The 13,794-nt window shown below is 51.1% G+C and carries 11 protein-coding genes and 1 pseudogene; 7 read left to right on the top strand and 5 right to left on the bottom strand.

The genetic code is table 11. The annotated features are described in order from the left end of the window. Nucleotides 1-12: 12 nt before the first annotated feature. Together EDM55_RS19565 and EDM55_RS19560 are read right to left on the bottom strand one after the other, a co-directional pair. Entirely contained in the window at nucleotides 13-1,335 is a 1,323-nt protein-coding gene (locus EDM55_RS19565) for a serine hydrolase domain-containing protein (RefSeq protein WP_122961143.1), read from the bottom strand. Nucleotides 1,336-1,352: 17 nt separating this feature from the next. Next, nucleotides 1,353-1,931: a GNAT family N-acetyltransferase gene (locus EDM55_RS19560; protein ID WP_122961142.1), complete on the bottom strand. Its 579-nt coding sequence runs from the start codon at nucleotides 1,929-1,931 to the stop codon at nucleotides 1,353-1,355. Nucleotides 1,932-2,636: 705 nt separating this feature from the next. On the opposite strand from EDM55_RS19560, the gene EDM55_RS19550 reads away from it, so the two are divergent. Beyond that, a complete protein-coding gene (locus tag EDM55_RS19550; protein ID WP_092273757.1) occupies nucleotides 2,637-3,110 on the top strand; it encodes a DUF4362 domain-containing protein in 474 nt (157 codons plus the stop codon). Here EDM55_RS19550 and pdxR read toward each other — a convergent pair. After that, a pseudogene (gene pdxR, locus EDM55_RS19545) lies at nucleotides 3,107-4,541 on the bottom strand (MocR-like pyridoxine biosynthesis transcription factor PdxR). The gene EDM55_RS19550 and the pseudogene pdxR overlap by 4 nt on opposite strands. 125 nt (nucleotides 4,542-4,666) lie before the next feature. Between pdxR and EDM55_RS30360 the strand changes: the two are divergent. Together EDM55_RS30360 and EDM55_RS19540 are read left to right on the top strand one after the other, a co-directional pair. Continuing rightward, nucleotides 4,667-4,804 (top strand): hypothetical protein, encoded by a 138-nt coding sequence (locus EDM55_RS30360; protein ID WP_170184370.1) that lies wholly within the window; start codon nucleotides 4,667-4,669, stop codon nucleotides 4,802-4,804. Continuing rightward, the gene (locus EDM55_RS19540; RefSeq protein ID WP_122961140.1) at nucleotides 4,773-5,303 is read left to right on the top strand and encodes a proline dehydrogenase family protein; all 531 of its coding nucleotides are present in this window, start codon (nucleotides 4,773-4,775) and stop codon (nucleotides 5,301-5,303) included. Before EDM55_RS30360 ends, EDM55_RS19540 begins: the two co-directional genes overlap by 32 nt. A 433-nt stretch (nucleotides 5,304-5,736) precedes the next feature. On the opposite strand, the gene EDM55_RS19535 is transcribed toward EDM55_RS19540, so the two are convergent. Beyond that, entirely contained in the window at nucleotides 5,737-7,839 is a 2,103-nt protein-coding gene (locus tag EDM55_RS19535; protein WP_122961139.1) for a multicopper oxidase family protein, read from the bottom strand. A gap of 209 nt (nucleotides 7,840-8,048) precedes the next feature. Between EDM55_RS19535 and EDM55_RS19530 the strand changes: the two genes are divergently transcribed. Both EDM55_RS19530 and EDM55_RS19525 read left to right on the top strand, forming a co-directional pair. Further along, nucleotides 8,049-9,824, top strand: a complete 1,776-nt coding sequence (locus EDM55_RS19530; protein ID WP_122961138.1) for an ABC transporter ATP-binding protein — start codon at nucleotides 8,049-8,051, stop codon at nucleotides 9,822-9,824. Beyond that, nucleotides 9,821-11,623 (top strand): ABC transporter ATP-binding protein, encoded by a 1,803-nt coding sequence (locus EDM55_RS19525; RefSeq protein ID WP_092273746.1) that lies wholly within the window; start codon nucleotides 9,821-9,823, stop codon nucleotides 11,621-11,623. Before EDM55_RS19530 ends, EDM55_RS19525 begins: the two co-directional genes overlap by 4 nt. A 57-nt stretch (nucleotides 11,624-11,680) precedes the next feature. Here EDM55_RS19525 and EDM55_RS19520 read toward each other — a convergent pair whose 3' ends face one another. Beyond that, nucleotides 11,681-12,238 (bottom strand): hypothetical protein, encoded by a 558-nt coding sequence (locus EDM55_RS19520; RefSeq protein ID WP_092273743.1) that lies wholly within the window; start codon nucleotides 12,236-12,238, stop codon nucleotides 11,681-11,683. Nucleotides 12,239-12,490: 252 nt separating this feature from the next. Between EDM55_RS19520 and EDM55_RS19510 the strand changes: the two genes are divergently transcribed. Both EDM55_RS19510 and EDM55_RS19505 read left to right on the top strand, forming a co-directional pair. Further along, nucleotides 12,491-12,913, top strand: coding sequence for a hypothetical protein (locus tag EDM55_RS19510; protein WP_170184371.1), 423 nt, complete (start codon nucleotides 12,491-12,493; stop codon nucleotides 12,911-12,913). A 121-nt stretch (nucleotides 12,914-13,034) separates the two neighbouring features. Continuing rightward, nucleotides 13,035-13,676 (top strand): SurA N-terminal domain-containing protein, encoded by a 642-nt coding sequence (locus EDM55_RS19505; RefSeq protein WP_122961136.1) that lies wholly within the window; start codon nucleotides 13,035-13,037, stop codon nucleotides 13,674-13,676. Nucleotides 13,677-13,794: the final 118 nt, after the last annotated feature.

Below are 13,794 nucleotides of genomic sequence, written 5' to 3'. Positions count from 1 at the left end.
AGCTGAAATGGATCAGCTCCTTTTTGCTTTGGTCGACAGCTTTTCTACCTTTCCGTATTCATCGGTAAACAGCAGGTCGTAGCCCCTGTGATCGGAGGGGAAGAACACCCGGAATGTTTCGTTTACAACATCGGTCACCCACTCCGCGTATTCCGCCGTGTGCGCCACGAGACGCAATCGGAACTTGTAAGGAACTCCGTACATTTTGGGATGAGTGACAAAGATTCCAAGAGGCTCTTCTGTGATTTCCACCCGCATTCTCTCGTTGGAGGGGTCGATGTAGGTCCCGACGCTTTGAGCGATTGCATCGGCCGTCTCTTGCATGAAGCAGCTCTGCCGGGAAAGGGTTTCGACAGGCTCACCTAACGCGATTTTGGCCAAGTCTCTTGTGAGTTTCGTGACAGGAGTCAGGTTTACATTGCTTAGTGCTATGACGACGAGGCGATCATCCACACAGCGGTACAGGTCGCTTTGAAATCCATTGATATCGCCGAAATGGCTGATGACCTTCTTTCCCCCATGATGATGGACAGCCCAACCGTATCCATAGTGACTCGCATGGGGTTCAAACAGTTTGACCATCCACTCTGCGGAAATAAGCTGCTCTGTGTACAGGGCTTGGTCCCATTTCCACAAATCTTCGACGGTCGAATACATGCCGTAAGCGCCTCGTGGGATGGTCATATCGATATATTCTGTATGGATGAAATCTTCCCAGACGGTGTATCCGGTTGCCAGTCCTTTGACCACGGCGCGGTTTTCCTCACAGCCCGTGTCCAGCATCCCTAAAGGAAGCCAGATATGCTCACGCAGAAAGCGCGCGTAGGAGGTGGAGGACACTTTTTCGATGATGGCAGTCAACAGAATGTAGCCTGAATTGGAGTACTCATAACGAGTGCCCGGTGCGAAGTCCAGTGGCAAACGGGCAATGGACCGTACGATTTGCTGAAGCGTGGTCGGCAATCTCATGGTAGTGGCCCAATAGTCCGGCAGGCTTGTGAAGTTCGGAATTCCCGAGGTGTGAGTGAGCAGGTGATGGATGGTCACTCTATCCTCGTAAGTCACGTCCTCCATGTAGAGCTGAATCGGATCCTCTAAACGAAGCAGACCTTTTTCGCACAACAGCAGAATCGCCATCGCGGTAAAGCCCTTGGTAATCGAACCGATTCGGAATCTGGTTTTGGTCGTGTTTTTTACGCCGTGCTCGAAGTTTGCATAACCCATGGCTTTTTGGAGGAGGATTTGATTGTCCTTTGCAAGGAGCAGGGTACCGCTAAAGTATCCTCTCTCTTCATAACCCTCCACGTAATTTTCCAATGCAGCGGTTGTGTTCATCGATCTTTTGCCTCTTTCTATAATCCGAGGTATTTCGCCCGATACTCCTCTGCCAGCATCGACATGAGAATCGAGTCGTGATAGGCGTGATTGTAATAGAGAGCTTGGCGCTGCACGCCTTCCCGCTGAAAGCCGAGTTTTTCATACGTATGGATGGCACGTTCGTTATAGGCGAAGACATTGAGCTCGATCCGATGGAGATTGAGAATACCAAACCCGTAATCCAGCATGAGACGGATGGCTTCGCTGCCAAAGCCCTTCCCTTGGTTTTCCTGCTGGTCGATGGCGATGCGGAGAAAAGCGTTTCGGTTGAATGTGTCGATAGCGCCGATCTGAATATCTCCGATAACCCGGTCGTTGTCCCGCTGCGCGATGAGCAGCAGCACACTGGAGGAATCCTGTGCCTTGCTCTGGATATACTGCTGGATTTGTTCACGTGAATAATGCTTTTGGGTGCCTGTGAGAAGACGGCCCTCGTGATTGTACAAGGAACGAAAATACCAATCCGTATCCTCCAAACCAATGGGACGTAAATAGACGCGCTCCCCCTCCAAAAAGCGAACAGGCAGCAGTGCTGCTTCTTCATGAAATGTCATCGTAGACTCTCCCTTTCCGTGTGCTGTTATTTTCTAGTATAACGAGGAACTGCTGTCAGGAATAGGTAGAGTTTGAATGGAATGAAACAAGCCAGAAATCTTTTTGAAAGGCAAGGAATTAGACCTAGGCAGCTTCCTCATTTTGTGATCCGGGATGTTACTCGTCTATTCGGGTGAATGCTCTCCTGCATATACACATAGAGTCATCCAAATTTAACAAGAAAGAGGGCGACAGCATGTATTATCCAAGTTCCAATTGGTCGTCATCCCAATCCTCGTCTTACAACCAATCCGCGTATTACCCTTCCTCGTATTCCCCATCGCAAAGGCATGGGACTCCACCACCAGAATCAAGTTATGGGTACGGAAGAAATCGCAGGTGGCGGTGTCCAGATCATTGCAGGAATTGTCCACCGGAGTGCTGTCGGCGTCGCAGATAGGAATCTGTGATTCCCGATTCCCGTTCATCGAAGGAAAACTCGTAATAGACTGACCCCAAAAAAAGACAGCAGCAGCCATGGACAAAAAAATGTCCTGGACTGCTGCTGTTTTATTGAGCACAAAACCTCTGATCAGGACGAAGTAACGAAGACGCACGAGCGCATTTTGAACCGCAGATGAAGCAAAAAAAATGCTCGAAACAAAATGGGCGAATTTCTCGTATAAACGATATACGAAAAAGAGATAAGGGGAGAGCAAGTGCAAATGCAAATGAAAACCATATCCTTACTGCTGACAGTGGTCTGTCTCCTCGCTGCCTGCGGGCAAAAGGAGCAGGCAGGCGGCGAGAGCACGCCAGCGTTTCCCGAATTAACCGATCCCTATCGAGCGGAAAAGGCCATCGAAAATGGGGATGTCGTGAATTTGCATAGCCGAATAGCCAACTGGGAGCGATGGGAGCAGTTCATGAAAAATGTCGCTCAACAAACGCCTGATCAGGTGCGGATCACGAGCTACACGATTGAAGGCGATCCGACTTTCGAAGAGCTGGTGTACGACGGACAGAAAGTGGTTTTTACTTATGATGATTCGATGGACAAATATGGCGGAAAGGACAAAGGGCGCCAAACGACTACCTGTGAAGGAATCGCCATCGCGAGCAAAAGCAAGGGAAAGAACGAATACATACTAAAAGGCTGCGACAAAGAATTCGGTCAATATTTTGAGCTGTCGAACTAAAGGTTTTCGCCAGATAGGCTACCCGCCACAGACAAAACAGAGTAGAGGCGTTTGACACCTTCCACGATTTTTTCCTCCGATAAGTTGCCATATCCCAAGATGATCTTGTCTACGTGTCTGCCAGGGCATATCGCGTGCTCCTCCACCGGATAGACGCGGACACCGGCAACTTGCAGTTTTTCCAATAACGCAGGAGTAAAAGGAATATCGGCAAAGGCCGCAACGATGTGCAAGCCGGCAGATGCGCCTAGAATCCGTATATCCGTTGTTCCAAGGAAGGTTTGTTCCAGTGCCCCGCACAGTGCCTGCCTGCGCTTTCGATACAACTTTTTCACCCGGCTGATGTACTTTTCCAGATGGCCTTCCTCGATAAACATGGCTAGAGCCAGCTGATCGAGCGCAGGTGTATGCAGGTCGGAGTACCATTTGGCGTCCCGGTAGCGTTCGACCAGGTCCGGTGGCAGTACGAGGTAGCCAAGCCTGAGCCCGGGAGAAAGGATTTTGCTGAAGGATCCGATGTAGATGACACGCTCCTCGGCGAGTCCTTGGAGCGAACTGATCGGGGCAGAGTCGTAGCGAAATTCGCTGTCGTAGTCATCCTCTACGATGTAGCAATCAGTCAGGCGAGCGTAGCGGATCAGCTGCAGCCTGCGTTGGATGGGCAATGTCCCGCCGAGTGGAAACTGGTTGGAAGGTGTGAGGAAAACAAAGCTTGGTGCTGACTCTTCGCGGGATGGCAGCTGCTCTGTCATGAGTCCGTACTCATCTGTGGAAACAGGACGAAGCACCGCCCCTGTCGCTTTGAAAATGGTTTGAATGTCTTGGGTGATCGGGTCCTCGATTACGGCGCTCTTGCCTTGGCCGAGCAGGACTTTGGCAATAAGCGTGAGGGCTTGGGTGGCACCAGACGTGACGATGATTTGCTCAGGCTTGCACTGGACGCCACGCGTTCGATACAAGTAACGGCTGACGACCTGTCGCAGCTCGAGGCGGCCTTCAGGACGTCCGTAGCCAAAGGCGGATAGGGGAGCCTCCTGGCATGCGCGTTGGACCATTTTTCCCCAAATCTGCCGGGGGAAATGTGTCAAATCAGGGACGCCTGAGCGAAAGTCGATGATCGACAAGGACTCTGCCTTGTTTTCTCCCGAGGAAATAGGCGGGGTTTCTTTGCGTGCGTGCTGCTCCAAATAGATTCCGGCAGAAACGAAGTACCCGGAACCTCCTGCTCTCCATATAGCCTTCCGCGAAGAGCTGCTCATACGCTTCGATGACAACATTGCGGGAAATGCCCAGATCCTCTGCCATTTTACGCGTTGACGGCAGCTTGTCTTGCGCCTTCCTGTCCCCGCGAAGAATCTGTCCGCGCAATTCTGTATACAGCTGTCGGGTCAAAGGTATCGGCTTGTCCCGATCAATCGTTATCCACGTCAAGACGAGAGAGACCTCCTTGCAAACTGGACCTATGAAAATCACAGCAAACTGGATCTAATCGTCTTCAGCTTACCATGGTAGGTTGATAGAGAGAAGTTCAATTCGCTTGAGGGGAAGAGAGCTGGATGACGAGAGACGAGCAAATAACGGCAGAGGTGCTGCGAACGATAGCCCGCGACGAAGAAATCAAGGAAACGGTACTGAGCTCCCGTTTGCTTTACCCGCTGCTGCTTGCGGCAGCAAGCGATTCTCTCCACCTATGAACAGTTGGCACAGCGCCACGCGAATATTGGGATTACGGTACAGGCACATCTGCATCGCTCCGTGGAGGATCTCAAGCGCGTGCTGGTACTTCCGGGGAAAATCCGTCTGGTGAAGGGCGCTTTCAAGGAGCCTCAGAACCTGGCATTCGGGCGATCGGCTGAGCTGAACGAGCGTTATTTGCAGCTTGCCAAGCTGTGTGTGGAGGCTGGTCATGACTGTGCAATCGCTACTCACGATCAGGAGATTATCGATGAGCTTCAGAAGAGAGAGTATCTGAAGCTGCCTCAGGTGGAGCTGGAGCTGCTGTATGGCGTGCGGCCAGAGCTGGCACAGAGCATGCGAAAAGCGGGCGTACCGGTGCGGCTGTACCTTCCTTATGGAAAGGAGTGGTATCTCTATTTATGCCACCGGCTCGCGGAGTATCCGCCGAACGTACACAAAGCGATCGCAGACATGCTTGATCCAGTAAGAACCACCCGTCTAGGGTACGAAGGATAGGTGGACATGAGACCAAAAAGCCTCCGCACGGCAGACAGGCCAATGCGGAGGCTTTTTTTAGGCAAGTGTAGCTTTTTCACGCAACAATCCGTCTATACAGGTGCATGCCTGTTTATATGGTTTTGCGAGTTAAGGAAGAGTTGCCATCACTGGGCTGGGATAGCGGCGTTCCGGTCCGCCTCAAAAAGAGGAGCAAAAGCGAGCAGGGAATCTGGATGCCACATCGAACTTCACTCAGGGCAGTCTTGCTCGTCCGAAAGCAGAAGCTTCGCAGATTGGAACGGGTACCAGACAGCAGGAGGCAGCAAAAGAGAAGCCGGAAAAAGCGAAAAAACAGATAAGCCCACTCATCATAAGAAAAGCAGCCCATGCACATATGCATTCAGGCTGTTTTTTTACTTCAACAGGCTTTCTTTTGATCTAGGACAATCCATTATTCCGGCTGGTTGCGTGTCTGGCTACCGATGAGGAAAGGAGAGGAGATGCCCTCGTACACCAGATGCATACTCATTCCCAGAGCAGCATGGCTGAGATTGTGGCAATGATCCATCCACAGACCAGGATTATCAGCGCGAAAAGCGACGATGTAGGTCTCTCCTGGAGCCACATTCAACGTATCGGTCCACCAGGGGCTGCCAGTAGTTGGTTTGCCATTTTGACTGAGCACGAGCATGTGATGGCCGTGCAGATGCATCGGGTGGTCCATGAAGCTGCGGTTTACGAAAGTCATTTTGACGAGATCGCCTTCTTTCACATGAAGCATGGGCGTATTCGGAAAGACACGGCCATTTATCGTCCAAAGCCCATCCAGACGCCCGTTATAAAAACCGAACTGAACGTCGAAAACGAGCTGAAAGTCCCGATCGTATGCGGTTTGAAGCGTGAAAGGCAGCGACAGAGGACTCCCATAGCTGGCAGGGTCAAAATAAGGCAGGTCGGGGAGAGGAGCAGGTGCATCTCCCGAGCCGTGTGGGCTGAGTAAGAGGCCGTTGTCATTATCTGTTTTCGATGGAGAAAGAAAAACAGGATGATCCGGCATCGTGAAAATGACGTCATATCTCCCGCCTGCTGCGAGAAGCAGCTGCTGATTTGCGATCAGATTCGGCTCATGCACGTCATTTCCGTCAATGGCTGCAACCTGAAACGATGCTCCCTGCAGTCGGAAGGTAGCTGGAAAGCTGTCCGCATTAATGAGCCGCAGGCGGACAGAGGTTCCCGGAGCAGCTGTCTTTGTCGTGCTTCCCGTTATGCCGCTCAGTGTAATTCTTTCTCCAGATCCAAGCTTGTGATGGACGAGTGCAAGATCAAGCTGGGGTGAGGGGGCTGGATTTGGCGTTGTGGCAGGCTCGATGATCAGTGCGCCCAGCAATCCCTTTTTTACTTGAACGGCGGATTGCTGGTGGGAATGGTACCAGTACGTTCCGGTTTGCTCTGCGACAAAGCGGTACACATGCGTTTCGCCGGGAAGCACGGCGTCCTGAGTGGCACCTGCGACTCCATCTTCTGCATTCGGCACATTCAAACCGTGCCAGTGGAGGGTGACACCTGCATCGATGTCCTTGTTCTTCAGCACGACTTCGACCAATTCTCCTTGCTTCATGCGCAGCTCGGGTCCGGGATATTGGCCATTGTAGGTCCATGCCTCGATGGTTTTTCCAGAGGGAAGCTTGCGCATCGTTTTTTGGGCGGTCAACGTAAACTGGCGATCAGGTACCCCCGTTCGAGGACCCGTCAGCTCCGTCACAGAGACAGATGGGCCAGAAAAGGCAGGAGAGTGCTGACCATGAACGGGGGCCATGCTCATCTGATCAGGCAGCCTGCTCGCATGCATCGCCTGACTGAACCAGGTAAGCGAGCCGCCGGAAAGCAGCAGGAGAACGAATACGCCGCGGAGGAATCGAATGACGAAACCCGATCGAGTAAGCGTTCCAGAGTGTCCTAAGCGCTGCTGCTGCCACGATTGCCAAATCCAAAAAGCGGAGGAGCCAGCGATCAGGCACCCCCAGAAAATAAAAAGCAGGTCCCATTGCAGTGTGACTGCGGGAATGAAAAATTGCAGAATAGCGGCGAGGATGGCGCCAAGGGCAAACGTGTAAACAGGTACGATCATCTCGGGTGCTGTTGCTTTATGCCGCCTGATCTTCTCCATTTCCCCGCTGGTCCTAGTATTGTCCGATGTGATGGCAAAGGGAGTGACAATCGGTCCGTGCGTCGCCAGCCGCCAGAGACGTGGTACCGTGACAAAGGCTGTCACGACCGCTGGCAAGAAAATGAGGGGGAGAAAACCGAGCAGCTTGTCTTTTATGTACATCCATCCAAATGATTCATAAAGCATCCAGGTCGTTCCCCATTGAGCGAGTGCTACAAGCAGCGCTGTACCGATCCAAAGCAGGTTCCAGCGGGCACTCTTCGCCATGGCATACCCCGCAGGTCGAAAGACGAGGCTGCCGATCCGAAGCGCCGGGAGCAGCGTCAAGAGCAAAAGAATCAAATGAAGGCCTTGATCGAACCCGGCAAGTGCTTGAAAATCCGGCATGCGTATTTCCTCCTGATTATAAGTTCACGTTCTATCATAAAGAGGAAGCGGGAAGACCCAAACGTACTGAGGCATGATTTTGCCTCCGTCTCAGGTCTGACTCGTTCTGTGGTCTGACTCGTTCTGTGGTCTGACTCGCGTAATGGAGCCATATGATATGTGTCGGAGCTTCATTTGACAACACTCCACTTTGCAGGAGGTAGCTGGTCTTGGAAACCTTTAAACGATTGAAGTTGTACTTTTGGCCCTATAAGCGCTATTTCTGTATTTCGATTCTGTCGTTGTTTATCGTGACGGCCGTCACCGTGATCTACCCGCTTATTTTGAAGTACACGATCGACGAGGTCTTTACCCGTAGGCAGTACGCACTCGTACCTTATCTGGCGATCGGCTTCGTTTTGCTGATGGGGATCAAAGGGGTCGCGGTGTACTACCATCAATATTTCGGTGACTTGTTCGGTGTATCGACCGTGTATGAGCTGCGCAACGAATTGTATCGGAAGCTGCAATACCTCCCTTTTCGCTACTACGACAATGCAAAAACAGGAGATCTGATGTCTCGGCTGGCGGGGGATGTAGAGGTCTTCCGGTTCTTTTTGTCGTTTGGCTCAGCCCAGTTCCTGAACTTCTTACTGCTCACGGGCTTTGGCTTTGCCATCATGCTGTATCTGCATCCGTCCTTGGCGGTGGTTACGCTGTGCGCCATGCCGTTTGTCGGGTTTACTGCCTATCGCTTTGACAAACGGGTTCATGTCGCCTTCAAGCATATCCGGGAAGCTTTTGCCTCCCTGACGACCAAGGTCCAGGAAAATATCAGCGGGATGAATACGGTAAAGGCACTATCACGCGAAAACTTCGAGATCAATAGGTTTGCGGACAAAAATCTGAATTATAAGGAAAATCACATCTCGACGGCCCGGATCTGGGGGACCTTTTTTCCATTGATGGAGCTGTTCGGCAATCTATGTGTGGTGGCTTTGCTGGTGTTTGGCGGGTGGCTGGTCATTCACGATCAAATGAAGCTAGGTGAACTGGTCGCTTTCTTCAGTCTGGTCTGGTTCATTATCGGCCCGTTGATGCAGCTTGGCTTTATTCTCAACTCGTATTCACAGTCGAAAGCGGCAGGGGAGCGCTTGCTGCAGGTTCTATACGAGGAAGATGATCGTCGCCATGTGCCAGCAGCCGCAAGCCATGAAGAGGAGCTTCCGATAAAGGGGCATGTGCAGTTCATCGATGTCGGCCTCGCCTACAACGAAGCCAATGAGCATGCCCTGCAGTCGATCAGCTTTCAAGCGCCGCCGGGAAAAATCATCGGGTTGATCGGCGCGACCGGATCGGGAAAAACGAGTGTGACTCAGCTGATTTCCCGTTTTTACGAACCGACAGCGGGAACCATCCTCATCGATGGAAAAAGCAGCGAGAGCTATTCACCCCAGCATTTGAGGCGGAATATGGGAGTCGTCTTTCAGGAATCGTTCCTTTTTTCCTGTTCCATTTACGACAACATCGCCTACGGACGGCCAGATGCGAGCAGAGAGGAGGTCATCCAGGCAGCTGCTTACGCGCAGGCACACGATTTTATCAGGGAGCTTCCAGATGGCTATGACACGCTTCTAGGTGAGCGGGGGCTGGGCTTGTCCGGTGGGCAAAAACAGCGAATCGCCATTGCCCGGGCTTTTTTGGTCAAGCCGAGCATCCTGATTCTCGACGATGCGACTTCTGCCGTGGACATGGAGACGGAATACCGGATCCAGCAGTCACTGCGAGAGGTAATGGTAGGCAGAACGACCTTTATCATCGCTCATCGGATCTCGTCATTGAAGCACGCAGATGAGATTCTCGTGATGGAGCTTGGACGGGTGATCGAGCGGGGGACTCATGAACAACTGATAGCTTTGCCTGCAGGAGCTTATCGACGCATTTACGACGTACAGTTCCAGGATCGGGATCAAGAGGCGCAGCAGGCGGAGGGGAGCCGGATATGAAAAGCAGGCAAAAACACGATCGCTTTCAATACTCCGTCGAGAACGTGATCGACAAGCCGTACAACTGGACACAAATGACCAGGTTGATGGGCTACATGAAGCCGTATCTGGGCAAATGGCTTCCTTTTGCCATCCTTTCTCTGGCGGTAGTGACACTGGTTCGGCTAGGGGTACCGTTTCTGATCAGTATCGCGATCGATGAGGCGATCCAGAAAAAGAATCTGATGGATCTGTTCCAGGTAGCGGGCATGATCATGGGACTGTATGTATTGGGATGGATGGAGAGTGCCCTGCGGATTCGCTGGACGAATCAATTGGGGCATTCCGTCATCTACGACTTGCGCCAAGAGCTGTTTACCCATATCCAAAGACTGTCCCATCGCTTTTTTGACAAGCGCTCGGCAGGCTCCATTCTGGTCCGCATCACCAACGACATCAATTCGCTTCAGGATTTGTTTACGAATGGCGTCGTCAATATCTTCATCGATATCGTGATGCTGATCGGCATTCTCGTCATGCTGTTCGTGCTGAGCCCAACGCTGACCTTTGGGATCATGATTGTTTTGCCGCTCATGTTCCTCATCTCCATTCAGCTGCGCAAGAAGATTCGCTTGGCATGGCAGACCGTGCGTCTCAAGCAATCCAAGATTAACTCCCATTTGAATGAGAGCATTCAGGGCATCCGCGTCACGCAGTCCTTTACCCAGGAGCAGGAGAATCTGGCTTTTTTCGAGCGGATGAACATGGACAACTTTGAAGCCTGGCGGACAGCCACACAGCGAAGTGCAACCTTTCGTCCCATCGTGGATATGGCAGGTGCCATCGGTACAGCGATCTTGATTTGGCTTGGAGCCACGCTCATTCAGGCGGATACGATCTCGATTGGCGTGTTCGTTGCCTTCGCTTATTATTTGGGCAACTTCTGGGAGCCGATTTCCCGCTTGGGGCAGGTGTACAACCAACTTTTGATGGCGATGGCGTCGTCAGAGCGAATCTTTGAATTTCTCGATGAGAAGCCTTCTGTGCCCGAACAGCAGGAGGCAGTGGAGCTGACCGATATTCAGGGAAGCATTGCTTTGGAGGATGTCCAGTTTTCCTATGACGGGCAGCGAGATGTTCTGCACCACATTGATTTAAAGATCAAGGCAGGCGAAACGATCGCACTCGTGGGGCATACGGGATCAGGCAAGACGTCCATCGTCAATTTGATTTGTCGATTTTACGATCCTACAGGCGGCAGAGTGAAAATAGACGGAGTTGACCTTACGCAAGTCCGATTGGAGACTCTTCGTTCGCAAGTCAGCATCGTTTTGCAGGATACCTTCATTTTTTCAGGTTCGATCATGGACAATATCCGCTTTGGAAGACCGGACGCGATGGACGAGGAAGTCATTCAGGCAGCTTGTGCGATCGGCGCCGACTTTTTTATCAGTCGACTGCCCAATGGCTATCACACAGAGGTTGAAGAGAGAGGGAATGTGCTCTCGCAGGGAGAGCGGCAGCTGCTATCCTTTGCCCGTGCCCTGCTCGCCAATCCGAAGATACTGATTCTGGACGAAGCAACCGCAAGTATTGATACAGAGACGGAAGTAAAGGTGCAGCAGGCACTGAAGCGGTTGCTCAAGGGCAGGACAGCGATCGTCATCGCTCACCGGCTTTCCACCATCCGGGAGGTGGATACGATCGTCGTGCTCGACCACGGAACGATCATCGAGCAGGGCAATCACACCAGCTTGATGGACCGACGAGGTGTATACTACGATCTCGTACTCTCGCAATTTCGGGTGTTGGGTACTTAAGAGGGAAGGAATAGCAAAAGGGGCATTGCCAGTTGGATGGCAGCGCCCCTTTTTTCTTTACCTCCTGGAGTGACGATTGTTGCGATGCCGCTTTCTCCAGTTTCTCTGGGAGGCGGGATTATCGTTTGCTTCGTCACCCTCCTCTTCCTGATTCTCTACTTCTTCTTCGCCCTGTTGTTCATCCACGATGTCACCGATGTCACGAATGGCGGAGAGAGGAAGTCTGCGTACTTCATTCCCGTTGACCAAAACAGCTTCTTTTTCGCCTACTTCTGCCAATATGCCGTCGACCTGATCTTCGTTACCACGATTGAATCGGACGGGGGACCACAGCAAGCTCGCGAGTATGGACGAGAAGTTTTTGCCATCGAAATAATGGACTTCCTCGTTGGTGCCATCCGTGCTTGGAGAGTTGTCCGCAGATTCTTCCTCATCGTATGGAGTAAAACCTTGGATTCCGTTCTTCGTGTAGTAAACGATCCCATCGCGACCGTTATACAGAACCAGGTGGTCTTTTTGGTCTGCAAGCAAGATTCCGGTTCTGGAATCGGCTTCTCCGCGACTTACGGCTACGAAACGACCTACGAGCGATTCCTCTTTTTTCTTTTTTGCCACTTGAATCCCTTCCTCACTGTCTTTCGCTTGAAGTAGTCAAATGAAAGGAACCGACTTTTTCATTTGCTATCGCTACTATATGCGTGAGAGTGAGACAAGGTATAAGCAGATGACGCAGGGATTTGTCCCATTTTGTGAAACAGTCCTGCTCTGCCTTTTTTTGCTGTCGGGCAAAAAATCGGGTAGGAGTACAAGCAATCCGTTTCTGGTCCTCATATACAAGATATTACAAAGGACGGAGGAGGTGGACCCATGACGCCAGGAGAAAAAGATTCCCAGAAGGAATTCGATTTGCAGCATTTGCAACGGATCTATCAACGCCTGGATAAATTCGAGGAACGAATTGACAAGCTTGAAGGAAAAGTAACAGTTGCCACGAAATGGCTGGAACGTATAGAGCACCGCTTGGAACGGATGGAGGAAGTGCGCGCAGAGCTCGTGCAGGCATTAACGAAATTGCAAACGGAAATAGCAATGAAATCAGGGATAACAGATAAAGAGAAAGATATCATCATGCAGCTGTTGAACAACGAGAAGACGGACAAAGACAATCTAGCACAGATCATCGAAGGAGATAAAGGAAGAAAGCAAGAGCGTTTTCTGCAAATATGGGCAGTCTTGGGCCCCGTGATCGCCTCCGTTCTTACCTCTTTTTTTACGCGTTGGTTCATGTGAGGGCGGAGGTTTCGCGTTTAAAATAGATGAAATGTGGAAAACCTGTGTAAACACGTTCCATTTTTCTACCGCAACTCCTGTCTATACTGGAGGATAAGTAAAAGAAAGAGAGGATTTCTACGTGAAGAAGTTTGATGTTTCCATTCTTTCGGCATCTATCCTGTTGGCAGGACTTGTCGTATTGGGTGTTTATCAGGCAGGTCAAAAGGATCTCGACCCAGCTGTCGTCAAAGCGGGGGATACGGAGATCACGCAATATCAATTGTATGATGAAATGAAAAATCTGTACGGAAAACAGATGGCAAATGAGCTTGTTGCCCAATCTCTGATCAAGCAGGAAGCGAAACAGCAAAATATATCCGTTTCAAAGGAAGATATAGATAAAGAAGTAAATGCGATGAAACAGCAGATCGGATCCGACCAAGCCTTCCAGGAGTACCTGAGCGGGATGGGGATGGATGAGAAGACCTTGCGCAGTAAAATGGAAGTGCTGCTAACTCGCGACAAATTGTTGGACAAGGCGTTTCCTGTAACGGATGAGCAAATCCAGCAGTACTATGAAGCGAACAAAGCGCATATGGGCTCGCCTGCTCCTGCATTGGATAAAGTCCACGATCAGATCAAATCGATGCTGTCTGAGAACAATCGCAGTGAAAACTACAGCAAATGGATGGAAACGATCGAAAAAACCCACAAAGTAGAATGGTATGATCCTAGCTTTGTCGAAAATGCAGCAGATGCAAGTGTTCCTGCCACGCCATAAAGCAAGATCGCCTATACGATACGAAAAGACCTGTGTCGCCTAAAAAATGCGGCATGGGTCTTTTTGTGCTTCCCCTGCGACTATCCGTTTATAAGCAGACGCAATAGGAAAAACTGGT

Source organism: Brevibacillus centrosporus, from assembly GCF_003710815.1.
In the GTDB taxonomy this organism is placed as follows: domain Bacteria; phylum Bacillota; class Bacilli; order Brevibacillales; family Brevibacillaceae; genus Brevibacillus; species Brevibacillus centrosporus.
Note: the sequence above shows the minus strand (reverse complement) of the source record. Positions and strands in the feature narration are given on the sequence as shown.